The following is a 23498-nucleotide window of genomic DNA, read 5'->3' on the forward strand; positions in this document are numbered from 1 at the left end:
GCGCGATATGCGTCCCATCAGCAGCAGCACGATAAGCACGATCACGACGATGCCCAGGAGGCCGCTGGGGTAGTAGCCCCAGCCCTTGCTGTGCGGCCAGGCGGGCACGGCGCCGATAAGCAGCAGGATCAGGATGATCAGCAGGATGGTCGACATGGTGACTCCTCGTCTTTATTGGTTCGAGTTATTCGGCGGCAAACATCGATCAATGGTCTTTCGGCGGCACGATCTCTTTGACCGGCGGAGACAGCGGCGGCAGGTCCACGTCGGGCTCGTCCGTATCCGGATCGACGGGAAGGTCGCCGGGCGGCGAGCCGGGCGGTATCGGGTCCGGCTTGGGCGGCACATGTAGTTGCAGGATGGTTTGCATTGAGCTCTCCTTCGAAGTTTCTCGCCAGGGCGGCGGATCCGGCCCGCGAGGACCGTTCCGACGGCATTGCTGCCGGCAGACAGCTCAGCAAGCGGCGTTCCCGGCCACATCCCCTCCCCGCGATCCGCCCGCCGGGAACGTCGCATGCTGACTGCCGCGGCGCCCTATGCGCCCCTCTTGCCCAGACCAGACACCGAATGGACACCCGCACCCACGCCGCACCGGAACCGGGCGCCGCCCCGCAGGCCTCGCTGACCTATGTGGACGACACGCAGGCCGGCTACCGCCGGGTGCGCGTCAACGGCCACGGATTCCACTATCTGGACGCGGACGGCAAACGCATCCGCGACGAGGCGGAAATCCAGCGCATCAACGCGCTCGCAATCCCCCCGGCCTATGAAGATGTCTGGATCTGCCCGTCGCCGCTGGGGCACCTGCAGGCCACGGGGCGCGACGCGCGCGGCCGCAAGCAGTACCGCTACCACGCGGCCTGGACGGCGGTGCGGGACGCTTCCAAGTACCAGAACCTGCTGGCCTTCGGCCAGGCGCTGCCCCGCATCCGCAGGCAGGCCGAACGGCACATGGCGATGCCCGGGCTGGCGCAGGAAAAAGTGATCGCCGTCCTGGTACGCCTGCTGGAGATTACGCTGATCCGCATCGGCGCGCGGGAGTACGCCCGCGCCAACAAGTCGTATGGACTGACCACGCTCAAGCGCCGGCACACCACGCTGGCGGGCAGCCGGCTACGGTTCCGCTTTCAGGGCAAGAGCGGCGTGCCGCACGACGTGACCGTCAACGATCGCCGCGTCGCCCGCATCATCCGGCGCTGCCTGGACATTCCGGGCCAGCAGTTGTTCCAGTACCTGGACGAGGACGGCGAAAAGCACCCGGTGGACTCCGGGGCGGTCAACGCCTATCTGCGCGCCGCCGGCGGTGGCGAATTCACCGCCAAGCATTACCGCACCTGGGCCGGCTCCGTGCTGGCCTACGCCGCGCTGCAAGCGCGTCCCCCGACGGATGAGCGCCACGCCCGGCAGGAAGCCGCCGACGTCATCAAGCAGGTGGCGCAGCGGCTGGCCAACACGCCCGCCGTCTGCCGCGCCTGCTACGTCCATCCCGCCATTCTGGACGCGTATCTGGCGGGCACGCTGCCCGCCAGGTCGGCGGCGCCCGCCGGTCCGCGCGGGCTGAACGCCGATGAACGCCGCCTGCTGGCTTTCCTGGGCCAGCAGGCGAAGGCATCAAAGAATGGATGAACGCGCGTTCTTGGCGCGCGGCTGCGGCGCGGAGCCATCGGCCCAGTTCGATTCGGTCTTGTTGTCGACCACCGCCCGCTTGTCGCGGCGTGCTTCGTCGGGCGTATGGGCATCGGGTTTGTCCGGCTGCCTGGGGACGTCGACGGGACCGCCCGGCGGCAGTATCTTAGCGTTGTCCGGCGCGTGTTTCTCGGCGCGCCCGGATGATGCGGCTGCCTTGGATGCGGATGACGATTTCATGGGTATCTCCTGCCCGATGCGAATCTTCATGCTACGGGGGCAAGCCGCCCGAGAAAACAAGCCAACTCTTCAAATTGCAAGCGGATGTGCACGCGATGCGCACCCCGCCCCGGCGGCCCGGCGGCATCGGCTGCTCACAAGGAGATGCAATGCGAGACCCAAACTTCGAGCAATGTGTGCAAGCCTGCTATGAATGCGCCGTGGCTTGCGACCAGTGCGCCGCCGCCTGCCTGCAGGAGAACGCGACGCGCATGAAGCACTGCATCGGCCTGTGCACCGACTGCGCCGCCGTGTGCCGGCTGTGCGCCGCAATGCTCGCCCGCAACGGCGAATTCGCGAACGCATTATGTACTTTGTGCGCCCTGGTCTGCGACGCCTGCGCGCGCCTGTGTTCCACGCACGAAGCCGAACATTGCCAGGTCTGCGCGGGCGCCTGCCTGGGCTGCACGCTGGCATGCCGCGACATGGTCGAGGGCTGAAGCCCCGGCCCGCCTGGCGGCCGCCCGGGCCGGTCCGCACAGGCGCATTTTCCGCCCGACAGTCAGGAGCTTTCGATGGCCACGACGAATACCCCTCTGCCTTCCGATTTTCCCGAGAACGGCCCCGACAATCGTGGCGCCTACAGGCGTTCGCGTCATCCGGAGAGCTGGATCGACGAACTGGAAGCCACCCTGCGAGACACGTCGGCAACGGATCTGGACGCCCTGAAGGCGCGCCTGTCCGACCAGTTGCACGCAACGCGCCAGAGCCTGCGCGAGGCCTCCGACAACGCCAGCGACCTGATGCGCGAGACCCTGGACTGCACCGAGGAATACATCCATGCGCGGCCGTGGCAGGCAGTGGGCCTGGCTGCCGGCGCGGCCTTTCTGCTGGGCGTGATCGTCGGCCGGCAGTAGGCGCCCTCGACCGCCGGGAACGGCGTTTGCGTGGCTCTCCGGCACCAGGCGCATCCCGCGCCGCCGTCAACCGGAGACACGCATGAGCACACCCAAGAGCGCCCAGACCGGCTACCGCCCGCATCCCACGCCGCCCATGCCGGCACAGCACCTGGAAAAGCCGGGCAATGAAGCCGACATGGTGCAAAAGCCCCAGTACCAGGCGCCCGGATACCAGGGCAGCGGCAAGCTGCAGGACATGGCCGCCATTGTCACCGGCGGGGACTCCGGCATAGGCCGGGCGGTCAGCGTCCTGTTCGCCCGCGAAGGCGCGGATGTCGCGGTGATCTACCTGGACGAGCATGAAGACGCCAAGGAAACCAGCCGCGCGGTGCAGGCCGAAGGCCGGCAATGCCTGCTGATTCCCGGCGACGTCCAGGACGCCGCGTTCTGCAACGAGGCCGTCGCGCAGGCCGTCAAGCATTTCGGCCGGCTGGACGTCCTGGTGAACAATGCCGCCTACCAGCAGCACACCGACACGCTGCCGGAAATCAGCGACGACAAGTGGGACAGGACCTTGCGCACCAACATCACCGGCTACTTCTACATGGCGCGCGCGGCGCTGGCGCATCTGAAGGCCGGCGCTTCCATCATCAACACGGGATCGGTGACCGGCTTGCGCGGCAGCGCCAAGCTGCTGGACTATTCGTCCACCAAGGGCGCCATCCACGCCTTCACCCGATCGCTTGCCGCCAACCTGGCGGAGCAAGGCATACGCGTCAATGCGGTGGCGCCCGGACCGGTATGGACGCCGCTCAATCCCGCTGACCGGAGCGCCCAGGACATCCAGTCCTTTGGCGAAAAGACCGATCTGGGCCGCCCCGCGCAGCCCGAGGAAATCTCCCCCGCCTACGTGTTCCTGGCTTCGCCGGCCTGCGCCAGCTATATCACCGGCATCGTGCTGCCCATCACGGGCAGCGCGGGCGATTGAACGCGCTTTCAGGCCGGCCGCGCCTGCGGCTCATTTCGGCGGCACAACGGATGCCGGCGCCTCGCGCGACGCGGGCGACACGGCGGGCGCCTCGCCCTTGGGCGCCGGCTGGATCCTTTCGCCGCTGGCGGCGGCATCGCCCTTGAGCGTGCGGCTCATCGAATAATGGTCCGCCAGCATGGGCAACGTGCGCGAGGCGAATTCACGGATCTGCGGGTCCTCGGACTCCTTGGCCGCCGTCTGGAACAGGCGGTTGGCCGTGGCGTGCGCGTCGACCGCCGCTTTTTCCACGTACAGCTGGTCAAACGCCGCGCCGGTCTTCGCGCGCAGGTCCTGGAGGGTCGCGCGATCGGGTTCGGAGGGCTGCCCCGGAAGCTCGACCTGTTTGGCCGCCGCCAGCGCTTTCAGCTCGCCATTCACCTTGCGATGCTGTTCCAGCATTTTCGCGGCATAGGCCCGGACCTGGGCGTCCTGGGCGCGCTTGCCGGCAAGTTCGGCGGCCTCCACCTCGAAGATGCCGGCGCCGGCCGCGGCCTCCAGGAAGCGCGCGTCGGACGCGGCCAGGTCCGCGGCGTGGATCATGAACGGCGCGCCTGCCAGCACGGCCGTCGCCGCCAGCGCCGCCGCCATCAGTGTTGGCGATGTCTTCATTGTCTGTCTCCTCGCGAGCCCATGACCGGGTTCAACTGACTGTGGTGCGCGCCTCGACGGGCCGCGGCGGGGTCAAGGGATCGAAATCCTGCCACTTCCCGTCCTGCCAGCGACCGTTCGCGCGCTCGATGTCGGTCCCGCCGGCCTGGCGCAGCAGCTGCCTGGCCTGCGGCTCGCGCCCGGCCTCCACGTGCAGCGCCAGCATCACCCCCGCCTGGCGCACCGCCGGATGGGCCTGGGCCATTTCGCCTGGCGCGGCCCGCGCGGTGCGTTTCCTGCGTCCGATGACCCACAGCGCGCCGGCCAATGCGCCGATATAGGCGCCCACGCCCGCCGCCGCGATCGTGATGAACACCGATGCGGAGAGGCGCGCGGCGATCAGCCCGCCCAGCAGCGCGAACAGCAGGCCCAATAGCGACGCGCCCGCCACGGCGCCAAAATGCCCGCCCCTGGCGTCAGGATCGGCCAGACGGTCTCCGCCAAGCGGATAGCGTCCGTGCTCTCCCGCCGGGCTGACGTAGAAGGTATGGATGTCATCTTCGGTATAGCCTTCGGCAACCAGCATCTGCGTCGCCGTGCTGGCCTGGTCGAAGGTCTGGAACCGTGCAGCGACTATCAAAGACATGGCACTCTCCCGCGTTGAGAATTGCCGTCGGGACAGCAACTTCCATACCCGCCCGCAACCGGCACGGCGCTTGCTGCGCAAGGGCTAGGCTACGCAAAAGGCGGAGCGCCGCGCGCCACGCAAGGCGCCCCCCGCGCGCGGCCAGCCATCCCCAACGGAGACCGCCATGCCCCGCATCCCCGACCCCGACCTTCCCGCCATCGACGAGAGCGGCCGCCCGGACCTCGGTCCCAGCGACTCCTCGGACTCCGCCAGCGATCTCCCGCCCGGCCGGGCGCATACCGACAGCGATTCCCAGGCCACCGGAGAACGCGAGAGCGTCGACCCGGACGAACGCGAGGACGACGGTTCCGACATCGCGCCTGACCGCGTCACCGACGCGGACGAAGCCGGCCTGTCCCGCGACGACCCCGACCCCGTCCGCAACGGCGGATAAGGACGCCCCGCGTCCGCGCCCTTCGGGACGCGGTTCGCCTGCCCTTCAAGGAGCCAGAAACATGGATATACCCAGCGATGAGGACAAGCTGTCCGAGCAGTCCGAGGGCGCGGCAGAGCCCGACGCGCAGGCGCGCATCGGGCGGGGACTGTCCGTGCTGGACTGGACAGCGCTGATCGCGGTGGTGGCCGGCGGTTTGAACAGCGGCCTGATCGCAGCGGTCAATCTGGATGTCTTCGCGAAAGTCCTGCCTCACGCGGCGGCGGCCCGCGCCTTCTACGGCGTCATCGGGCTGGCCGCGCTGTATTGCGTGGTCCTGCTGTTCCGCCTGGGACAGGAGCAGGACGAATAGCGGTCCCGCTATTGCCCTTCGGGCCGCTTGCCCGGGTACTGCCCGCCCTCTTCATACTCCGGCCCCTTGCTGTTGGGCTTCCTGTCGGACGGGCGCTTGGCGGCCGACGCGTCTTCGCCCGGCTTGTCCGCGCCGAATTGCCCGCTCTGGCGGGCCGCCTCTGCATCGTCCTTGGGGGTGTTGGCCTTGGACTTTCCCGCTTCCTGTTCGCGTCCTGTGTTCATGTGCGTCTCCTTGTGTCCGGCCGGGTCCGCCTGCTTGCGGGCCGGGCTCTATCCATGCGCGCAAGCGCCGTTCCCGGCGCGGGCGGGAACAGCGCTTGCTTCGGTATGCGCGGGTCCGCTCCATATCGGACCATCATCCCAAAGGAGTCAGTCATGAAGCTGTCCAGAACGATTTGCCCCGCATTCGCCCTCTGCCTGTCCGTCCTGGCATTCCAGGCCTCGGCGCAAACCGGCGCCGCCGGCGTACGCAGCGACGACCAGATCGACAACCAGTACAAGATGGACAAGAAGCATTGCGACGGCATGAAGGGCAACGCCAAGGACGTCTGCCAGCAACAGGCCGAGGCCACGCGCGACAAGGCCAAGGCTGACGCCAAGGCCGGCAAGGAAAAGGCCGAAGCCAACCGCGATGCAAGCAAGGCGCGCAACGACGCCGACTATAAGGTCGGCAAGGAAAAGTGCGATGGCATGTCGGGCAACGCCAAGGATGCCTGCATGGCCGACCTGAAGACGCGCTACGGCAAGTAAGCCGCGCCGCTAGGCGGATCCCCGGGTCGGATTGTCCGCCTGGGGATCTTCGCCCGGCAGCACATACCCCGCCGCGGCGTACTCCTCCAGCCGGTTGTAGAGGGTCTTCGGACTGATGCCCAGCACGGCCGCGGTCTGCTTCTTGACGCCGTTGCATCGTTCCAGCGTGGCCAGGATCAGGCGGCGGTCCGCCTCGGCCAGCGTCTCGCCCACCGGCACGCTTACCTGCCCTCCGGCGGGCGCGCTCGCCGGCGACATGTGCGGCGCCAGCATGTCAAGGTCCAGCACGTCGCCATCCGCCATGATGAAGGCGCGCCGCACGAAGTTCTTCAACTCCCGCACATTGCCGGGCCAATCGTATTGTTCCAGCGCGGCCTGCGCCTGCGGCGCAAACGCCTTGTTCTTGCCCGCCTCCTGGTTCAGGCTCTGAAGGAAGCGCTGCGCCAGGAACAGGATGTCGCTCCCCCGCTCACGCAATGCCGGCAGTTCGATGGGAAAGACGCTCAGCCGGTAAAAAAGGTCTTCGCGCAGCTTGCCTTCCTGCACGGCCTGTTCGGGATTGCGGTTGGTGGCCGCCACGATCCGGATGTCGCAGGCGACCTCGCGGTTCGTCCCGACGCGCATGAACCGCCCCGTTTCCAGCACCCGCAGCAGCTTGACCTGCAGGTCCAGCGGCATTTCCGTGACCTCGTCCAGGAACAGCGTGCCGCCGTCCGCGCGTTCGAAGTAGCCCTTGTGCTGGCGGTCGGCGCCGGTGAAGCTGCCGCGCTCGTGGCCGAACATTTCGCTTTCGATCAGATTGGGGGAAATCGCGCCGCAGTTGACGGCGATGAAGGGACGCTGGCGCCGCGGGCTGAGCTCGTGGATCGCATGCGCGGCCAGTTCCTTGCCGGTGCCGCTTTCGCCGATCAGCAAGGTGGTGACGTTGGTGGGCGCCACGCGCCCGATCTGCCTATACAGTTCCAGCATGCGCTCGGACTTGCCGTACAGCTTTCCGAAGCGCCCGGGCTCTTCGAATGGGGTTCCGGGCAGCTCGCCGCCGGCGTTTTCGACGATGCGCGCCAGGATCTCGGTAAGCCGTTCCATGCAGATGGGCTTGACCAGATAGTCGGTCGCGCCCAGGCGCAATGCCTGAACCGCGTTGTCGACCGATCCGTGTCCGGTCATCACCACGACCTCGGCACTGCTGATGGCCACGTTCTTGAAGATATCCATGCCGCTGCCGCCCGGCAACCGCACGTCCGTCAGCACCAGGTCTGGCGCCTGACGTTCCAGTTGGATGAATGCGTCCTTGACGCTCGCGGCCACCGCCACCGAAAACCCGCTCTCACGGCCGATCTCGGCCAGCGTCTCGCGTATCGCGTCGTCGTCGTCAACGATAAGGAGGTGAGGCATGCTATCTCCGTGTCCTTTGTTTCAGTCTCAGAATAGCCACTATGGGGTCGGTCGGCGCAAATATTCGCCACTTTCGACGAAGGTTTTCCATTGCTTGCAACTGGTCGCAATCGGACAGCCGCCGCCCATCTACGATGACTTCATTACAGGTTAGCTCCCGGGATCAGGACTACGTATGGCCACTCGCAACACCGCCCCTCGCGACAGCGCGCCTGTGTCCCCCACCGCCTTCGCCGATATCGACGCCCTGTCGCCGCAAATGCGCAAGCTGGGCGCCCAGATATCCCTGGCTGCGGCCACCGACGCCAGCGTATTCATCATCGGGGAAAGCGGCGCGGGCAAGGAAATCGTGGCGCGCGCCATTCATGACGCAAGCGACCGCCGCAACCAGCCCTTCGTGGCCGTCAACTGCGGAGCCATCAGCGGCACGCTGGCGCACGCCGAGCTTTTCGGCCACGAGAAAGGCAGCTTCACCGGCGCCGTGTCGCAAAATGCGGGCTACTTCGAATATGCCAGCGGGGGCACGCTGTTCCTGGACGAGGTCACGGAAATGCCCCCGGACATGCAGGTGCATTTCCTGCGTGTGCTCGAAGCCGGGACGTACCAGCGGGTGGGCGGCACGGATCTGCTGCGCGCCAACGCCCGCATCATCTGCGCCAGCAACCGCGACCCCGCGGCGTCGGTGGCCGACGGCCGCCTGCGCCAGGACTTCCTACACCGGCTGCTGGTGATCCCGCTGCGGGTGCCGCCCCTGCGCGAACGCGGCAACGACTCTCTGATCCTGGCGCACCAGTTCCTGGATACGCTCAACGCGCAGCACGGTACGCAAAAGACCTTCGCGCCGCGCATGCTCGACGCCATCGCGCAATACGATTGGCCGGGGAATGTTCGCGAATTGCGCAACGTCGTGCAACGCGCATACATCCTGGCCGACTCTGTGCTCGATGCCGAACTGCAGGCGCGCAACCGCGGGCCCCGGCAAGCCGAACTGCGCGACGGCGCCCTGAACTTTCCGGTGGGAATGCCGCTGGGGCGCGCGCAGCGCGAATTCATCCTGGCCACACTCGCCCACCACGCAGGCGACAAGCGCCTCGCGGCCGAAACGCTGGGCGTCAGCCTGAAGACGCTGTACAACCGCCTGGACCTCTACGAGAAAGACGCGCCCGATCCGGCGGCTTGAGCAGTTCTTACCGCCAGCTTGTAATACTGGCCCAGCACGCCGCGTGCCCAAATCCGGTTCTCCCCGCAATCGCGCCTGGCACGATCTTTGCATCTACCAAGGGATGAGCCGTCTTTCGGCGGCCGCCCCTCCAGGAGACTCGATTGGGCCACCCGATGCAAGAACTGCGCCTGCGCCAGCAGATGACGCTGGCGCCCCGCCTGCAGCAGTCCGTCAAGCTGCTCCAGATGTCCGCCCTGGAATTCACCACGGCGGTCCAGCAGGCGCTAGCCACCAACCCCTTTCTTGAAGACCCGGACGAACAGGAACCCGACGCGGCGCCGGCCCCGCCCGGTGCGCGCGGCGAAGACGCCGGCGCGGCTGCGGAACCCGTGGCTGACGCGCTCGCCGCGGCCGACTCCCCGGACACCGATGAACCGCCGCCGGACGCGCCGGCCTATTCCGGCGATTACCCGGTCCACACGGCGGGCGGCGGCGACACCGACCTGGGCCAGTGGGCCTGCGCAAGCGTCTCCATGCGCGAGCGCCTGTCTGCGGAGCTGGGCAATTATCACCTCGCGGCGCGCGATCGCCTGCTGGCCGAATTCATCATCGACGCGCTTGACGACGATGGGTACCTGCGCGTGCCCCTGGAGGGCCTGTGCAGCGCCGCCAATGCCGATTTCAGCCCCACCCCGGAAGAAGGCGAATGGATGACCGCGCTGCGCCTGGTGCAGCAGCTCGACACGCCGGGGCTGGCCGCGCGCGACCTGCGCGAATGCCTGTCGCTGCAATTGGCCGCCGAGCGCGACGCCGATGACGACATCCGCGCGCTTGCCTTGCGCATCGTGCACGAGCATCTGGACCGCCTGGGCAAGAACGACTACATGGGTCTGCGGCGCACGCTGGGATGCCCGGACGATGCGCTGCGCGACGCCTGCGCGCTGATCCGCAGCCTGGATCCCAAACCGGGCAGCCGGTACAGCGGCGAAGCGCCGGTCTACGTCGTGCCGGATGTCTTCGTGGACAAATGGCAGGGTCGCTGGCGGGTGCTGCCCAACCGCAGCGCCATGCCGCGGGCCCGCCTGCACAGCGCCTATGCGGACCTGTTCCGCCGCGCGCGCCTGGACGACCGCAGCCCCATGGCGCAGGAATTGCAGGAAGCGCGCTGGCTGGTGCGAAACGTGGAACAGCGTTATACGACGATCCAGCGCGTGGCCGAGGCCATCGTCAAGCGCCAGCAAACGTTCTTCGAGTACGGCGAGGTAGCGCTGCGTCCGCTGATGCTGCGCGAGGTGGCGGACGACCTCAACATGCACGAATCGACCGTGTCGCGCGCGACCGTCAGCAAGTACATGACGACGCCGCGCGGCGTGTTCGAATTCCGGCATTTCTTCTCGCGCGAACTGGCCACCGAATCGGGCGGGTCGTGCTCCGCCGCCGCGGTGCGGGCGCTCATCAAGGAGATGGTCGACGCCGAAGACCCCGCGATGCCCCTGTCCGACGTCGCCCTGACGCAGCAGCTCGCCTCAAGCGGCATCCTGCTGGCGCGCCGCACGGTGTCCAAGTACCGCGGCCAGTTGCGCGTGCCGCCCGCTGAACTGCGGCGGCAGCATTAGGCCGGGCGGGCGCTCCCGGCGCCAGCCGGCCCCATGAAAAAAGGCTTCCCTGCGGAAGCCTCTTTCATTTGCCTTACTTGCTGCCGCCGGTGTTCGGATACCCCGGAGGCGGCGTGGCGCCGCCGGCCGGCGTGCGCGGCACGTTGTCGTTGGCTTCACGCGCACGTTTCGGCGTGTCGGATTCATGCTTTCCCGACTTCATGTGGTTGCTTTTGTCCAGATTCGGCGGGGTGGTCGGCGTATTCGGCGCCGCGTTGGGCGCGGGCGGAATCGTGCCGGCAGGCACCGGCGTGTTCGGCGGCACGGCAGTCCCGTCGTTCGGCGTGGTGGAGGGAGAGGTGGAGGGCGTGGAGCGGCCCGACGACTGGGCCATCGCCCCGCCGGCAGTCGCCAGCCCGGCGATCAATACAAGCGCACAAGTCATGGCACGATTCTTCATAGCGTAGCTCCTAGGTTGAAGTGCTCCAACCTACCCGCAAGCCACGTGCCCGGATTCGCCCCCGCCGCGCGACGGCGCCAGTGCGGGTTGAGGGGCATTTTTTACCTGCCTTTGCAACACTGGGACCTCATTGCCCACGCTGCGGCCCCACGCCCGCCTCCAGCATGCGCCTGACGCGGCCCTCCAGCGCATCGAGCGAAAACGGCTTGACGATCAGTTCCATGCCCTCTTCCAGAAAGCCGTCCGAGCTGGCTGCGCTTTCGGCATAGCCCGTCATCAGCAGCACCCGCAGTCCGGGATGGGCCGCGCGCGCGGCGTCGGCCAACTGACGGCCGTTCAGTCCCGGCAGGCCCACGTCCGTGATCAGCAGGCTCATGGCCGGCGTCGAGTTGACCAGGTCCAGGCCAGCCTGTCCGTCCGCCGCGGTCAGCACCTGCATGCCCATTTCAAGCAGGCTCTCGCGCACCATCTCGCGCACGTTGAGGTCGTCTTCCACCACGACGATCACCGACTGCCGGGCCGTGGCTGCCTGCGGTTCGGCAGCGGGCTTGAGTTCCTGGGACAGCGCATCCCCGCCTTCGTAGCGGGGCAGATAGATCTTGACCGCAGTGCCGACCCCCGCCGCGCTGTCAATGGCGGCGGCCCCGCCCGCCTGCTTGGCGAAGCCGTAAGTCATCGACAGGCCAAGGCCCGTGCCCTCGCCCAGCGGCTTCGTGGTGAAGAACGGATCAAACGCATGCGCCAGCACATCGGGCGTCATGCCGCAGCCCACGTCGGCGACCGTCACCTCGACGAATGCGCCCGCGCCGATTCCAGGGATCTGCCGCTGCACGGCGCCATCGAGCGCCGCGTTCGCGGCCGCGACGGTCAACATCCCTCCGTCGGGCATCGCGTCGCACGCATTGATGACCAGGTTCAGCATGGCGTTCTCGAACTGGTTCTTGTCGCACTTCACCGGCCACAGTCCCGGCTCGACGTCGACCACCAGCGTCACGCGTTCGCCCGTATAGCGGTGGAACAGGTCCGTCATGGAGTGGAGCACGGCCTGGATGCTGAAGGGCTTGGGATCGATCGGCTGGCGGCGCGAGAAGGTCAGCAGCCGTTGAGTCAGATGCGCCGCGCGGTTCGCGGATTCCATGGCCACATTGATGAAACGCTGCGCCTGATCCGGCCTGTCGCCCGCCAGCTTGCGCTGGATCAGGTAGAGGGCTCCCGTGATTCCCTGGAGCATGTTGTTGAAGTCGTGCGCGATGCCGCCCGTCAACCGCCCCACGGCCTCCATCTTCTGCGACTGCCGCAGCGCGTTCTCGGTGTCGAGCAGGGTCTCGGCCTGCGCCTTCAGGTCAGAATCATCGCGGCCGGTCACATACAGGCTGTCTTGCGACCACGACATGCTCCAGGTGATCCAGCTGTAGCCGCCCTCGCGCCTGAGCACGCGGTTCTCCAGATGTCGCACCGTCTGCGCGGGGCCGGACTGCGTGTCGGACGACCAGGCGGCGCGCGTCTTGTCCAGGTCGTCCGGATGGATCAGCTCGGCCAGATGCATCGAAAGGAACTGGTCCTGACTCCACCCCAGGATCGGCCGCACCGCGGGATTCACGCTCACGAACCGTCCTTTCGCATCGATGATGGCGAGCAGTTCCGGCGACAGGCGCCAGATGCGGTCACGCTCGGCGATCGCGTTCTCCACGCGTTGTTCCAGCATGCGCGCATACTGCGAGCGCTCGACGGCGTCGCACATGCGCTCGGCGACTTCCTCGATGAAGGCAAGATCGGCAGCCTTGAGGCGGCTGGTCGACAGGGGCCGCACGACCAGCGCGCTGCCCTGCCGCGCCCAGCGGCGCATCGGCACGACGATGGCCGACGGAAGGACTTCGCCGCCCTCCTGCCCGAGCAGCGGCTGCAGGTAGGCGGTGCGCCCCTTGCGCAGCGCCGCGTAGAAATCCTCGCCAAACTGGTCGGGGTACAGGACTTCCAGCCGGGCCAGATCCGCTTGCGATCGCCAGCAGGTCGAGACCGTCGGCGTTGCGCCGTCCCCCGCCCAATCCAGCACCGCGACCAGTCCCAGGGACAGATGCTGCCCGAGCCCTTCGCAGGCGGTGTCCTCGATGGCGGATTGCAGGTGCAGCTCGCGCATGCGGTCGCCCAGCGCAAGCAGGAAGTTCTTGCGATGCTGTCCTTCCCACAACTCAGTTTCAGCAGCCTTGCGCGCCGAGACGTCCAGAAACAGCGCCATGATGCAGTCGCTGTCGGCCTTGCGCGCACGCGCCTCGTACCAGGCGTCCTTGGGCGCAGGCACGGCGAACTCGAACTGCGCGGGTTCGCCGGACTCCACGACGTGCGCAAACGTATCCAGGATTTGGCCCGGCACGCCCGGGATCATTTCGCGCAGGGTGTGGCCGAGGGTGTCGCCCTCTTTCATGCCGCTTTGCCGCTCGAATGCGGGATTGACCTCCAGGAAGCGGAAATCGACAATGCGGCCGTCTTCGCCGCGCAGGGCCTCCGCCAGGAAAAACGCCTCCTGCATGCCGTCGAACATGGCGCGCCAGCGTTCGCCGCTGCGCCGCAGTTCAACGTCGACCAGATGCCGCTCGATCGCCAGCCCGGCGCTTCGCGTCACCAGCGCAATGGCGTCGATATCATGAGCGGACGGCACGCGGATGGTGTCGTAGTAGTTGGAGAACACGCCCAGCAGCTTGCCGTCGGGACGCTTGATGGGGGTGGACCAGCAGGAGCGCAGGCCATGGGCCAGGGCCAGATCGCGCCACGGCGCCCAGCTGGGATCCTGGCCTATGTCCTGGACGTAGACAGGATTGCCGCTGTGCGCCGCGGCGCCCCACGATGCCACGCCAGCGCCAATGGGCGCGCGGTCGACAGCCGCATTGAAGGTGTCTGGCAGGCTGGGCGCCGCGCCATGCCGCAGAACGGTGCCCGTTTCGTCCACCAGCGCGATCGAGGTCCTCAACGCCACGCTGGACTGCGCCTCGATGGCGTGCAGTACGTGTTCAAGCACCTGCTGGAGCGGCACGCCGGCGGCGATACGCTCCAGCATGATGCGTTCGTCTTCCAGCCGGGCCAGCGTATCGGTCCACGGCAGCGACACTCGGTCTTGCTTCTTCAGCATGATTTCCCCTCATCCAATACGGACTGTATTGCGGGGAAATCGCGCAAGCCGAAACCCTAGGTAACGCGACGCTACGCCGGATGCCGCCGGGCGGACTCAGCCCGCGCTGTCCGCCGTCCGGCGCTCCAGCTGCAACGCGGCCAAGGCCTCGGGCTTGTCCACCAGCACGCACTGCTTGCCCGTGCGCGTGCAGTGGTCCTTCACGCGCCAATAGGCGCCGTGGCTGACGCAGCCCGTCTGGCAGATCACGAGGTCCGCGGCGACCAGGCTGGCTTCCAGCGCGTCGCCATTGGACTCTTCCGCGCCGCTGTGGCCCAGATACCGGCCACCCGCCATCTCCACCATCTTGCGCGTCAGCATCAGCGCCATGGCATCCTCGCCCACGCAAAGCACCGATTTTTCGCGCAGCGCGATCGCCGCCACGGCGGGCCGCGCGGCGGGCGCCTCGGGCAATGGCTCAAGCGGGCGCTCGCGCGCCCAGGCCGCCCTGTCCTGCCATGCCAGCCGCTCGCGCATCAGCACCTGCACGCGCTCCATCAGCTGGGTCACCCGGCGCGCCAGCGCGACGCGCCGCGGCAACCCGGGAATGGCGCCTTCAAGCGCCTTGCGATCGTCCCGTTCCCAGGCCAGCGCCGTATCGCGCTGGATCACCGCCGCCCGCAGCCGCATGGCCTCGCCTTCCAGATGGGCAATGCGCAACGCCTGCGCGCTCAGCAGCCTGCTGCAATGGGATTGGGCCTGCCCGTAGGCGGCCAGCAGCGCCGCATGTTCGCGCTGCAGCGTTTGGCGGTCGGGGGACTCTGGATTCATCGCGGACCTCGGCGTGAAATGGGACGGCCCGGCAGAAGCCGGCGCCGCGGAGGATCCGGCCAAGTATAAATGAGAATCTTTATCTTTTAAGTAATATGCAAACACGCAGGGGCCGCCCCGCCGCCCTTGCCCATCGCTTTTACCCGCCGCGCACCGCCGTGCCGCCCGGCGCTGGTTCCGCCGTCCCGCCCGCCCGATGGCGGCGGCCGGTGCGCCAGGCCAGGCACGCGCTGATGGACAACGCCCCGACCAGCAGCGCGCCGGCCATGACCGCGACTCCATGCCACGCCCCCACGGTCCAGAAATGCCCGCCCAGCGAGCCCAACACGCTTGAGCCCACGTAATAGACCAGCAGGTACAGCGACGCGGCCAGCGCCTTGTAGCCGCGCGCCATCTGCCCCACCCAGCCGCTGGCCACGGCATGCGCGGCGAAGAAGCCAAAGGTGAATACGACGATGCCCGCGATCAGGACGGGCAGCGCGTCCGACAGCGTGAGCAGCAAGCCAGCCAGCGCCAGGCCCGTAGCCGCGGACAGCATTGCGCCGCGCCCATGGCGATCCGCCAGCCGGCCGAAAAAGGTGGAAGCGAAGATGCCCACCAGGTAGACCACAAAAATGAAGCCGATGAAGGTCTGGCTAAGCGAAAACGGCGGCAGCAGCAGCCGGAAGCCGACGTAGTTGTAGACGGCGACGAAAGCGCCCATGAGCAGCCCGCCCATCGCGAACAGGCCGCACAGGGGGCCGTTCTTCAGGTGCGCGCCCGCCCCGGCCCGCACGTCGCCCCACACGCCGGCCCAGCCCTGCCCGCGCCGCGGCGCGAAACGGCGCGAGGCCGGCAGCAGCCACACGAACAGCAAGGCGGCCACGATGCCCAGCAGTCCCAGCGTGCCCATTGCCGCGCGCCAGCCGAAATGGTCGGAAACCAGGCCGGTGATGACCCGGCCGGACAGGCCGCCGAACGCGCTGCCGCTGATGTACAGCCCCATGGCGAATCCCAGCGTTCCGGGTTCGACCTCTTCCGCCAGGTAGGCCATGGCGACAGCCGGCACGCCGCCCATCGCCACCCCCTGCAGCGCGCGCAGCGCCAGCAGGCTGTGCCAGTCGGGCGCCACGGCCGCTATCGTGCCCAGCACCGCCGAGGCGAACAGCGAGAACGCCATGACACGCTTGCGCGGCAAGGCCTGCGAGAACAGGCCGACGAAAAAGATGGCGATCGCCAGCAACCCCGTGCACAAGGACAGCACCAGGCTGCTTTGGGCCGGCGATACATTGAACGCGTGCGTGAACAGCGGCATCAGCGGCTGCACGCAATACAGCAGGGAAAAAGTGGAAAAGCCGGCGGCGAACAGAGCCCATTGGGCGCGGCGCAGCCCGGGCGTGCCGCGCGCCAGATACTCGGCCGGTGCGGCGTCGGAGGCGGTGGCGGAACTTGCAGTGGGGGTAGACATCAGGATTCTCGAATAGCAACGGACCTGTAGCCCGTCCTTGCAAAGGTAGACTTTTCCCCTGCATATGTCCAATATATGAAACTACACTTCTTCATATTTAATAACGATGGAACTGCGCCACCTGCGGTATTTCACGGCCGTCGCCGAAGAGCTGCACTTCACCCGGGCGGCCGCGCGCCTGGGCATCGGGCAGCCGCCGCTCAGCCAACAGATCCAGCAGCTCGAACGCGAGATCGGCACGCCCCTGTTCCTTCGCCTGCCCCGCGGCATCGCCCTGACCGAGGCCGGCGCGCAGTTTCTCGAGGACGCCCGCGCCATCCTCGCCAGCGCCGACCGGGCCATCGACCTGGCCCGCCGGCTGGGGCGCGGCGAGCGCGGCGCGGTCACCGTCGGATTCACCGCGTCGGCCGTGTTCCACCCCTATCTGCCGCGCGCCATCCGCGCATTTCGCGACCGCTATCCCGACGTGCGCGTCACCCTCACCGAAAGCAACACCGTGTCCCTGCTGCGCGGGCTGCGGGTGGGCGAAGTCGACGTGGCGTTCGTGCGCCCGCCCTACGTGCTGGATGCCGAGTTTGAATCCGAACGGGTGCTGGACGAGCCCATGCTGGTCGCCCTGCCCCCCGACCACCCGCACAGCCGCAAGCGCGGCGTGCCCATCGCCGCGCTTGCGGACGAGGACTTCGTGCTGTATCCCCGGCCCCTCGGCGCGGGCTTGTACGACGCCATCCAGTCCGCCTGCCAGCGGGCGGGCTTTGCGCCGCGCGTCATCCAGGAAGCGCCCCAGATGGCGTCGATCGTGAGCCTGGTGGCGGCGGGCGTGGGCATCTCCATCGTGCCCGCCGCGATGCGCCACATGGGCGCCCAGGGCATCGAATACCGCCCCATCAAGGGCGACGCCCCGCACGCCCTGCTCGACATGGCCTACCGGCGCCACGACCGCTCGGTGGCGGCGGAAAACGCCGTGGACATGCTGCGCAAGCTGGCCCACCCCGAACGAGCCTGAACGCTGCGGGCAAAATCCGCGGTAGCTCCCTGTCGCGTTTGTCATTTTCTGTAAACCCGCTCCCGCGGGCAAGGAATAGACTCTCGCGCTGCCGGCGATGCGTCCCCCTGCGCGGCGCGCGATCCGGCAGCCTTCAACCCTCCAGAGGTGCCCCCGTGACCCGTACTCTCCTGGCCTTGGCCATCGCAGTGATCCCCGGCTTCGCCGCCGCCGCCGGACTCCCGTCGTCCATCGGCGCGGTCACGGTATACCAGGACCGCGCCGTCGTGACCCGCGCCGCCAGCCGCGAACTGGCCGCCGGCGAACATGAGTTGGTGCTCGAAAAGCTGCCCGCCACGCTGCAGGAGAATTCCCTGCAGGTTTCGGCCAGGAGCACCGGCCAGGCCACCTTGCTGGACGTGAAGGTCCGCGACGCCTACCTGGCCGACACGCCCAACGATCGGGTGCGGCAGATTGAAGAGCAGATCCGCAAGCTCGAAGCGCGCCAGGCCGCGTTGGACGACGAGGCGGCGGTGCTGGACAACCAGCGCGAACTGGTGCTGATGATGCAGCGCGGCGCCACCGAGCCGTCCAAGGACGGCGCGCGCCTCACGCTGGACGAGCTCAAGGCGATCCAGTCGCTCAGCGCGGACTCGCTCGCCGGCGCGCTTGCTGGCCTGCGCAAGGTCGCCGAACAGAAGACCGCGCTGGAGCGCGACCTGGAGGCCCTGCAGATGCAGCTGGACCAGGTCCGCAACGACCTTGGCCGGCGCAGCAAGACGGTCACGCTGCGCGTCAACATGGCCCGCCCGGGCAAGCTGGACCTGGACGTTTCCTATGCGGTCTCGGGCGCCCGCTGGACGCCGACGTACGATGCGCGGCTGCGCGCGGCCGATCGCAACGTGGACCTGGGCTATTTCGGCGTCATCCGCCAGAACACGGGCGAAGACTGGAACAACGTGAAGCTGACGCTGTCCACTGCACGCCCCTCGCTGGGCGGCGGCGCGCCGCAGCTGCGGCCGTGGATCATCGACGTGGCCGCGCCGCCGCCCCCGCCCCGCCCCGCGGCCGCTCCCGCGCCGATCAGCGCGGCGGCCGAAATGCAGGCCAAGCGCGCCCCGCGCGCCCGCGCCATGGAAGACGCGGCGGCGCCGATGCCCGAACCCGAAGCCATCGAGGTGTCCACCGCCCAGGTCCAGAATGCCGCCACCAGCGCGTCGTTCCAGATCCAGAACCCGGCCACCCTGCTGTCCGACAACACCGCCCAGCGCGTCGCCATCGCCACCGCCAAGCTGCCCGCCACGCTGCAGTACCAGTCCACCCCGGCGCTGCGCGAAACGGCGTACCTGACCGCGCAGGCCAGCAACGCCACCGACTTCCCGTTCCTTGCGGGCCCGCTGAACACGTTCCTGGACGACGCGTTCGTGGCGTCCGGCTCGATGAAGGCGGTCATGCCCGGCGAAAAACTGGACCTGGCGTTGGGCGCCGACGAAGGCATTTCCATCAAGCGCCAGCTGGTCAACCGTTACACCGAAAGCACGGGCTTTTCGGGCAGCGGCAAGCGCGTTACCTACGAGTACAAGATCACCGTCAAGAACAACAAGGCCACCAAGGAGCAGGTGTCGTTCAAGGACCGCCTGCCCATTTCCCGCAACGAGAAGATCGTGGTCAAGCTGCTCTCGCCCGCCGACCGCGACATCAAGCGCGAAGAGGACGGCAAGCTGGCCTGGGACTGGGAGCTGGAACCCGGCAAGTCACGCGAGACCGTGCTTAAGTTCTCGGTCGACTATCCCGGCGATATCGACGTATCCGGCCTGTGACGCGCGTGGGCTGGCGCTGCCGACCGGCCCTAGCGCATCTGGAACGCTTCTTGATGGAATAGCTGGCGCACCAGCATGCCCCGCCGGTGCAGGCCGTCCTTCAGCGCGTCGGCAAAACCCATCGGACCGCAGAACCACACGCTGGGCCACGGTGCGCCCGCCGGGTGGCCGTCGATGAGATCCGCGGCGGTCAATGGCCGCTGCGTGTCGCTGTAGCGCACGTGCAGCGTCACGTTCGGGACGCGCGCGCTCAGTTCTTGCAGGCGCTGCGCAAACGGCGCATCGGCCGCGTTGCGGGCGCAGTAGTACAGCGTGGCCCGGGGCGCGCCTTCTGGCCGGGCCTGCAGGGATTCCAGCCACGAAATGAAGGGCGTGACGCCGATGCCCGCCCCGACCCAGATCTGCGCGCGTGCGTCGTCGCGCTCGAAATCGAAGCAGCCATATGGGCCTTCCACGGTCACCGCCTGCCCCACGGCCAGGCTGCTTTGCAGGCGGCGCGTGTAGTCGCCCAGCGCCTTGATGGAAAACTGCACCCGCCCCGTGCCGTCATCGGCGCCCGACACCGTGAACGGATGGGCGCCCTCGCGCCGGTCCGCGGTCAGGAAAGCGAACTGGCCGGCGCGATGATGCCAGTTGCCTTCCACCTTGCAGGTCACGGTAAGAATGTCGTCCGACAGATGCTGGACATCCAGCACCGTTCCCTTGTAGCGCCGCGCCCTGCCGATGTTGCCGGTCAGCGCCAGCACGGCGCACACGGTTCCGACCACGGTCGCCGCGCCCACCAGCCAGCCGGCCGGCTGCCACCACCAGGCCGCCGGCGTCAGAACCACGCCATGGAACGCCGCGACCAGGAAAATGACGGCGGCAATGCGATGCACCTGGCGCCACACGTGGTAAGGAAAGCGCCGCCACAGCGTCAGCAGCACCATCGCGACCAGTATCCAGACCGCCCACTCGCCAATGTCCTTGGCCGAACCGCGAAACACGTCGAGCAAGGCCGCTTCGCGCGGCGTCTTGGCCACCGGCTCGAACACCGCCAGCAGCAGCGGCTTGGCCAGCTTGATGAGGTAATGCGCCGCGGCCAGGACCGTGGCGGCGATGCCGCTCCACTTGTGAAGCAGGTACAGCTTGTCCAGGCCGCCCAGCCTGCGTTCGAGCCACATGGGCCGCACCGCCAGCAGCATGATCAGCGCCATCAGCACATAGGCCGCCAACCCCGTCAGCAGGATGAGCTGGTCGCGCGCGGTCCAGACATTCAATTGCGCGGGGGGCTGCAGCCAACAGGCGCCGGCCCAGGCCAGCAGGGAAACGAGAAGAACAGGGGTCAGGACACGTCGCATCGGGCATCGCTCCATCAATGATCCGGAGCCGCGCCACGCGAGGGCGGCTCGCTTGCATCAATGGTAGTGTCGCCGTCGGCCGCATTTTCCGCCACGAGGCCGTGTTGTTGACCGGTGTCAATCGTGCCCGGCAAAAAAAGCCGCGGTCCACGACCCTCAGCGCGAGCGGCAGAATTCGATGAAGGCCGCCGGCTCGAGCGGCACGGAAATGCCGTAGCCCTGCGCCACGTCGCAGCCCAGTTCGCGCAGCAGTTGCACGTCGCGCTCCTGTTCGACGCCTTCGGCGACCACGCGGCGGCCCAGCACCCGGCCCATTTCGATCGCGGCCGCCACGACCGCCCGCGAGGCCGGCTCGCGGTGCATGTGCAGGATGAAATCGCGGTCTATCTTCAGTTCGGTGAACGGCATCGCCGAAAACAGCCGCATGGAGGCGATGCCCGCGCCGAAGTCGTCCATCGCCAGTTCGAAGCCGCGCACGCGCAGCAGGTTCAGCGTCGACGACAGCGCCAGCCAATCGGTCACGGGCTCGTCCTCGGTCAGTTCGACCTTGAGCAGCCGCGCCGGCAAGCCCGCCTGCCCCACGCGCTGCTCCAGCATGCCGGGCAGGTCGCGCGAGCACAGCGTGGAGGCGGAGGCGTTGATGGCCACGGGCACGGCGATGTCCTCGGCCTGCATCTGGCGCAGCACCTCCAGGACGCGGTCGGTGACACGGGTAAAGAGCATGCGGTCCAGCCCCAGCCGGTGGGCCGCCGGCACGAAGTCGGCGGGAGGAATCGCGCCCAGGTCCGGGTGCGTCCAGCGCGACAGCGCCTCGGCCGCCACCACCCGCCCCGTCGACAGGCTGATCTGCGGCTGCAGCACCACGGAGAAGCCCTTGCCCGAGACCAGGGCCTGGCTCAGCGCGGCCTCCATCACATCGCGCCGCACCGCCTTGGGTTGGCGCGGAGACGCCACATCGTCGTCGATGCTGTGCAGCGCGGCCTTGATGGCCTGCTGCATGGCGCTTCGCGAGACGGGCTTGGCCAGCGCCTGCGCCGATGGGCAGCCCGCCTGCAGGGCCAGCCGCACGTGCGACTGCAGCAGTTCATCGCTCAGGCTGCTGATCCAGATGATGGGGGGCATGCTCTTGAGCCGCCCCGCATCCACCAGCCGGCGCAGATCGTTGGGCAGCCGCGTGCCGTCGCCCTCGCCCATGACGATGTCGCTGATCAGCACGTCGTAGTATTGGCGTGTCAGGGCGCCGACCGCCTCGATGCTGCTGCCCAGTCCCGCCACCCGCCGGTAGCCCAGCGCCAGGAGCATGTTCTGCAGGTACGCGCGTTCGACCGGGTGGTCTTCCACCAGAAGGATCCGTCGGGTCGCGCCGGCTTCGGATTTAGGCATCGCTGACCGTCCTGGGGCCTGTTCACACTAAGAGGATCCTCGCACAGGCCCTACTCGGCATAGGGCGGGCCTTCTCAGGCGGCCGCTTGGATAACTTGGATCAATGCTACGGCATCCGCTCCGGACGTGTCTTTATCGATAACGGGTTAATTCACCCCATCGCCGATAGTCGTAGGATCTCCGTGCGAACACATTCCCTGGAGGTTGTAGGCGCCGGATGGCCCTTGGGAGGACCCCGCCCGCCGCGAGTGCGATAATGATGGACTTTCCCGCATCTACGGCACGGAGCTTCCCTTGACCCGCATTGACGACCCCCTGCACGACCGCGAGGTCGGCGCGGCCGACGCCACCCAGGACAACACGCGCACCGACGACACCCGCATCAGCGCGGTGCGTCCGCTGATTTCCCCCGCCCTCCTGCAGGACGAACTGCCGGTCTCCGCCGCCATCCAGACGCTGGTCGAACAAAGCCGCGCCGAAATCGCCGACGTGCTGCACGGCCGCGACGACCGCCTGGTGCTGGTGGTGGGTCCGTGCTCCATCCACGATCATGCGCAGGCCATGGAGTACGCGCACAAGCTGCGCGACGCCGCCGAACGGCACAGGAAAGACCTGCTGATCGTCATGCGCGTCTACTTCGAAAAGCCCCGCACCACCGTCGGCTGGAAGGGCTACATCAACGACCCGCGCCTCGATGGCAGCTTCCGCATCAACGAAGGCCTGCGCCGCGCCCGCGAACTGCTGCTGGACATCAGCGGCCTGGGCCTGCCCATCGCCACCGAGTTCCTGGACCTGCTCAGCCCGCAATACATCGCGGACCTCATCGCCTGGGGCGCCATCGGCGCACGCACCACCGAAAGCCCCAGCCACCGCCAACTGAGCTCGGGCCTGAGCTGCCCGCTGGGCTTCAAGAACGGCACCGACGGCGGCGTGCAGATCGCGGCCGACGCCATGGTCGCGGCCAGCGCCAAGCATGCCTTCATGGGCATGACCAAGATGGGCATGGCCGCCATCTTCGAAACCCGCGGCAACCAGGACACCCACGTGATCCTGCGCGGCGGCAAGCAAGGCCCGAACTACGACGCCGCCAGCGTGGACGCCTGTTGCGCCGCGCTGCGCGCCGCGGGCCAGCGCGAACAGGTCATGATCGACTGCTCGCACGCCAATTCCAACAAGTCGCACCTGCGCCAGGTCGACGTGGCCAACGACATCGCCGCCCAGCTCGCCCAGGGCGACGCCCGCATCACCGGCGTCATGATCGAAAGCCACCTGGAAGAAGGCCGCCAGGACCTCAAGCCCGGACAGCCGCTGCGCCGCGGCGTGTCCATCACCGACGCCTGCCTGGGCTGGACGCAGACCGAGCCGGTGCTCGACGCCTTGGCGCTGGCCGTGCGCCAGCGCCGCGAAAAGCTCGCCGCCCGCGGCTGAT

25 protein-coding genes are annotated in these 23498 nt (G+C 67.9%); 12 read left to right on the plus strand and 13 right to left on the minus strand.

Going from position 1 to position 23498, the window contains the following annotated elements; all coding sequences use genetic code 11:
- Positions 1-156, minus strand: a 156-nt coding sequence (locus ABE485_RS17065; protein WP_346516528.1) for a DUF3309 family protein, incomplete at its 3' end; no start/stop codon positions are given.
- A 49-nt stretch (positions 157-205) separates the two neighbouring features.
- On the minus strand, positions 206-370 hold the full coding sequence (locus ABE485_RS17070; protein ID WP_346516451.1) for a hypothetical protein: 165 nt from the start codon (positions 368-370) through the stop codon (positions 206-208).
- A gap of 197 nt (positions 371-567) precedes the next feature.
- On the opposite strand from ABE485_RS17070, the gene ABE485_RS17075 reads away from it, so the two are divergent.
- Positions 568-1626 (plus strand): DNA topoisomerase IB, encoded by a 1059-nt coding sequence (locus ABE485_RS17075; RefSeq protein WP_346516452.1) that lies wholly within the window; start codon positions 568-570, stop codon positions 1624-1626.
- Here ABE485_RS17075 and ABE485_RS17080 read toward each other — a convergent pair.
- Positions 1612-1896: a hypothetical protein gene (locus ABE485_RS17080; protein WP_430795434.1), complete on the minus strand. Its 285-nt coding sequence runs from the start codon at positions 1894-1896 to the stop codon at positions 1612-1614. The two genes, ABE485_RS17075 and ABE485_RS17080, sit on opposite strands and share 15 nt — an antisense overlap.
- Positions 1897-2015: 119 nt before the next feature.
- Here ABE485_RS17080 and ABE485_RS17085 point away from each other — a divergent pair, with 119 nt between their 5' ends.
- The 3 genes from ABE485_RS17085 (at position 2016) to ABE485_RS17095 (ending at position 3732) form a co-directional block, all read left to right on the plus strand.
- Entirely contained in the window at positions 2016-2345 is a 330-nt protein-coding gene (locus tag ABE485_RS17085; protein ID WP_346516453.1) for a four-helix bundle copper-binding protein, read from the plus strand.
- Between the two features lie 75 nt (positions 2346-2420).
- Positions 2421-2762 (plus strand): DUF883 family protein, encoded by a 342-nt coding sequence (locus tag ABE485_RS17090; protein ID WP_346516454.1) that lies wholly within the window; start codon positions 2421-2423, stop codon positions 2760-2762.
- 82 nt (positions 2763-2844) lie between these two features.
- Positions 2845-3732 carry an SDR family oxidoreductase gene (locus tag ABE485_RS17095; RefSeq protein ID WP_346516455.1) on the plus strand — a complete coding sequence of 296 codons (888 nt, stop codon included), beginning with the start codon at positions 2845-2847 and terminating at the stop codon, positions 3730-3732.
- Positions 3733-3762: 30 nt separating this feature from the next.
- Here ABE485_RS17095 and ABE485_RS17100 read toward each other — a convergent pair whose 3' ends face one another.
- Together ABE485_RS17100 and ABE485_RS17105 are read right to left on the minus strand one after the other, a co-directional pair.
- Positions 3763-4383, minus strand: coding sequence for a DUF4142 domain-containing protein (locus tag ABE485_RS17100; RefSeq protein ID WP_346516456.1), 621 nt, complete (start codon positions 4381-4383; stop codon positions 3763-3765).
- 31 nt (positions 4384-4414) lie between these two features.
- Positions 4415-5008, minus strand: a complete 594-nt coding sequence (locus ABE485_RS17105) for a hypothetical protein (RefSeq protein ID WP_346516457.1) — start codon at positions 5006-5008, stop codon at positions 4415-4417.
- 166 nt (positions 5009-5174) lie between these two features.
- On the opposite strand from ABE485_RS17105, the gene ABE485_RS17110 reads away from it, so the two are divergent.
- Positions 5175-5444, plus strand: coding sequence for a hypothetical protein (locus tag ABE485_RS17110; protein ID WP_346516458.1), 270 nt, complete (start codon positions 5175-5177; stop codon positions 5442-5444).
- Positions 5445-5505: 61 nt separating this feature from the next.
- Positions 5506-5796, plus strand: coding sequence for a DUF378 domain-containing protein (locus ABE485_RS17115; protein ID WP_346516459.1), 291 nt, complete (start codon positions 5506-5508; stop codon positions 5794-5796).
- A gap of 8 nt (positions 5797-5804) precedes the next feature.
- Here the strand turns inward: ABE485_RS17115 and ABE485_RS17120 are convergent, their stop codons facing one another.
- On the minus strand, positions 5805-6020 hold the full coding sequence (locus ABE485_RS17120) for a hypothetical protein (RefSeq protein ID WP_346516460.1): 216 nt from the start codon (positions 6018-6020) through the stop codon (positions 5805-5807).
- A gap of 153 nt (positions 6021-6173) precedes the next feature.
- On the opposite strand from ABE485_RS17120, the gene ABE485_RS17125 reads away from it, so the two are divergent.
- Positions 6174-6548 carry a hypothetical protein gene (locus ABE485_RS17125; RefSeq protein WP_346516461.1) on the plus strand — a complete coding sequence of 125 codons (375 nt, stop codon included), beginning with the start codon at positions 6174-6176 and terminating at the stop codon, positions 6546-6548.
- A gap of 9 nt (positions 6549-6557) precedes the next feature.
- On the opposite strand, the gene ABE485_RS17130 is transcribed toward ABE485_RS17125, so the two are convergent.
- Complete coding sequence (locus ABE485_RS17130; RefSeq protein WP_346516462.1) at positions 6558-7943, minus strand: sigma-54-dependent transcriptional regulator; 1386 nt, start codon at positions 7941-7943, stop codon at positions 6558-6560.
- A gap of 259 nt (positions 7944-8202) precedes the next feature.
- Between ABE485_RS17130 and ABE485_RS17135 the strand changes: the two genes are divergently transcribed.
- Together ABE485_RS17135 and ABE485_RS17140 are read left to right on the plus strand one after the other, a co-directional pair.
- Positions 8203-9123, plus strand: a complete 921-nt coding sequence (locus ABE485_RS17135) for a sigma-54 interaction domain-containing protein (RefSeq protein WP_346516530.1) — start codon at positions 8203-8205, stop codon at positions 9121-9123.
- Positions 9124-9278: 155 nt separating this feature from the next.
- Positions 9279-10721, plus strand: a complete 1443-nt coding sequence (locus ABE485_RS17140) for an RNA polymerase factor sigma-54 (RefSeq protein WP_346516531.1) — start codon at positions 9279-9281, stop codon at positions 10719-10721.
- A 73-nt stretch (positions 10722-10794) separates the two neighbouring features.
- Here ABE485_RS17140 and ABE485_RS17145 read toward each other — a convergent pair whose 3' ends face one another.
- From ABE485_RS17145 to ABE485_RS17160, 4 genes are all read right to left on the minus strand, one after another.
- Entirely contained in the window at positions 10795-11160 is a 366-nt protein-coding gene (locus tag ABE485_RS17145) for a hypothetical protein (RefSeq protein ID WP_346516463.1), read from the minus strand.
- 127 nt (positions 11161-11287) lie between these two features.
- On the minus strand, positions 11288-14284 hold the full coding sequence (locus ABE485_RS17150) for a GAF domain-containing protein (RefSeq protein ID WP_346516464.1): 2997 nt from the start codon (positions 14282-14284) through the stop codon (positions 11288-11290).
- 96 nt (positions 14285-14380) lie between these two features.
- Positions 14381-15094 (minus strand): DUF2325 domain-containing protein, encoded by a 714-nt coding sequence (locus ABE485_RS17155; RefSeq protein ID WP_346516465.1) that lies wholly within the window; start codon positions 15092-15094, stop codon positions 14381-14383.
- 139 nt (positions 15095-15233) lie between these two features.
- The gene (locus ABE485_RS17160) at positions 15234-16541 is read right to left on the minus strand and encodes an MFS transporter (protein WP_346516466.1); all 1308 of its coding nucleotides are present in this window, start codon (positions 16539-16541) and stop codon (positions 15234-15236) included.
- A gap of 106 nt (positions 16542-16647) precedes the next feature.
- On the opposite strand from ABE485_RS17160, the gene ABE485_RS17165 reads away from it, so the two are divergent.
- The gene (locus ABE485_RS17165; RefSeq protein ID WP_346516467.1) at positions 16648-17547 is read left to right on the plus strand and encodes a LysR substrate-binding domain-containing protein; all 900 of its coding nucleotides are present in this window, start codon (positions 16648-16650) and stop codon (positions 17545-17547) included.
- 155 nt (positions 17548-17702) lie between these two features.
- Positions 17703-19346, plus strand: coding sequence for a mucoidy inhibitor MuiA family protein (locus ABE485_RS17170; protein WP_346516468.1), 1644 nt, complete (start codon positions 17703-17705; stop codon positions 19344-19346).
- A gap of 29 nt (positions 19347-19375) precedes the next feature.
- Here ABE485_RS17170 and ABE485_RS17175 read toward each other — a convergent pair whose 3' ends face one another.
- Both ABE485_RS17175 and ABE485_RS17180 read right to left on the minus strand, forming a co-directional pair.
- Entirely contained in the window at positions 19376-20686 is a 1311-nt protein-coding gene (locus tag ABE485_RS17175) for a ferredoxin reductase family protein (RefSeq protein WP_346516469.1), read from the minus strand.
- Positions 20687-20842: 156 nt separating this feature from the next.
- On the minus strand, positions 20843-22069 hold the full coding sequence (locus tag ABE485_RS17180; protein WP_346516470.1) for an EAL domain-containing response regulator: 1227 nt from the start codon (positions 22067-22069) through the stop codon (positions 20843-20845).
- Positions 22070-22363: 294 nt separating this feature from the next.
- Between ABE485_RS17180 and ABE485_RS17185 the strand changes: the two genes are divergently transcribed.
- A complete protein-coding gene (locus ABE485_RS17185) occupies positions 22364-23497 on the plus strand; it encodes a 3-deoxy-7-phosphoheptulonate synthase (RefSeq protein ID WP_346516471.1) in 1134 nt (377 codons plus the stop codon).
- Position 23498: the final 1 nt, after the last annotated feature.

It is taken from the genome of Achromobacter spanius, assembly GCF_039673305.1.
Taxonomy (GTDB): Bacteria; Pseudomonadota; Gammaproteobacteria; order Burkholderiales; family Burkholderiaceae_B; genus Achromobacter; species Achromobacter spanius_F.

Bases quoted from the DNA above. Each gene is read 5' to 3' on its own strand.
- ABE485_RS17145 (WP_346516463.1), bottom strand. From the start codon at position 11,160: ATGAAGAATCGTGCCATGACTTGTGCGCTTGTATTGATCGCCGGGCTG.
- ABE485_RS17095 (WP_346516455.1), top strand. From the start codon at position 2,845: ATGAGCACACCCAAGAGCGCCCAGACCGGCTACCGCCCGCATCCCACG.
- ABE485_RS17165 (WP_346516467.1), top strand. From the start codon at position 16,648: ATGGAACTGCGCCACCTGCGGTATTTCACGGCCGTCGCCGAAGAGCTG.
- ABE485_RS17085 (WP_346516453.1), top strand. From the start codon at position 2,016: ATGCGAGACCCAAACTTCGAGCAATGTGTGCAAGCCTGCTATGAATGC.
- ABE485_RS17180 (WP_346516470.1), bottom strand. From the start codon at position 22,069: ATGCCTAAATCCGAAGCCGGCGCGACCCGACGGATCCTTCTGGTGGAA.
- ABE485_RS17175 (WP_346516469.1), bottom strand. From the start codon at position 20,686: ATGCGACGTGTCCTGACCCCTGTTCTTCTCGTTTCCCTGCTGGCCTGG.
- ABE485_RS17105 (WP_346516457.1), bottom strand. From the start codon at position 5,008: ATGTCTTTGATAGTCGCTGCACGGTTCCAGACCTTCGACCAGGCCAGC.
- ABE485_RS17125 (WP_346516461.1), top strand. From the start codon at position 6,174: ATGAAGCTGTCCAGAACGATTTGCCCCGCATTCGCCCTCTGCCTGTCC.
- ABE485_RS17075 (WP_346516452.1), top strand. From the start codon at position 568: ATGGACACCCGCACCCACGCCGCACCGGAACCGGGCGCCGCCCCGCAG.
- ABE485_RS17080 (WP_430795434.1), bottom strand. From the start codon at position 1,896: ATGAAGATTCGCATCGGGCAGGAGATACCCATGAAATCGTCATCCGCA.
- ABE485_RS17140 (WP_346516531.1), top strand. From the start codon at position 9,279: ATGCAAGAACTGCGCCTGCGCCAGCAGATGACGCTGGCGCCCCGCCTG.
- ABE485_RS17115 (WP_346516459.1), top strand. From the start codon at position 5,506: ATGGATATACCCAGCGATGAGGACAAGCTGTCCGAGCAGTCCGAGGGC.
- ABE485_RS17120 (WP_346516460.1), bottom strand. From the start codon at position 6,020: ATGAACACAGGACGCGAACAGGAAGCGGGAAAGTCCAAGGCCAACACC.
- ABE485_RS17110 (WP_346516458.1), top strand. From the start codon at position 5,175: ATGCCCCGCATCCCCGACCCCGACCTTCCCGCCATCGACGAGAGCGGC.
- ABE485_RS17130 (WP_346516462.1), bottom strand. From the start codon at position 7,943: ATGCCTCACCTCCTTATCGTTGACGACGACGACGCGATACGCGAGACG.
- ABE485_RS17160 (WP_346516466.1), bottom strand. From the start codon at position 16,541: ATGTCTACCCCCACTGCAAGTTCCGCCACCGCCTCCGACGCCGCACCG.
- ABE485_RS17135 (WP_346516530.1), top strand. From the start codon at position 8,203: ATGCGCAAGCTGGGCGCCCAGATATCCCTGGCTGCGGCCACCGACGCC.
- ABE485_RS17090 (WP_346516454.1), top strand. From the start codon at position 2,421: ATGGCCACGACGAATACCCCTCTGCCTTCCGATTTTCCCGAGAACGGC.
- ABE485_RS17070 (WP_346516451.1), bottom strand. From the start codon at position 370: ATGCAAACCATCCTGCAACTACATGTGCCGCCCAAGCCGGACCCGATA.
- ABE485_RS17155 (WP_346516465.1), bottom strand. From the start codon at position 15,094: ATGAATCCAGAGTCCCCCGACCGCCAAACGCTGCAGCGCGAACATGCG.
- ABE485_RS17150 (WP_346516464.1), bottom strand. From the start codon at position 14,284: ATGCTGAAGAAGCAAGACCGAGTGTCGCTGCCGTGGACCGATACGCTG.
- ABE485_RS17100 (WP_346516456.1), bottom strand. From the start codon at position 4,383: ATGAAGACATCGCCAACACTGATGGCGGCGGCGCTGGCGGCGACGGCC.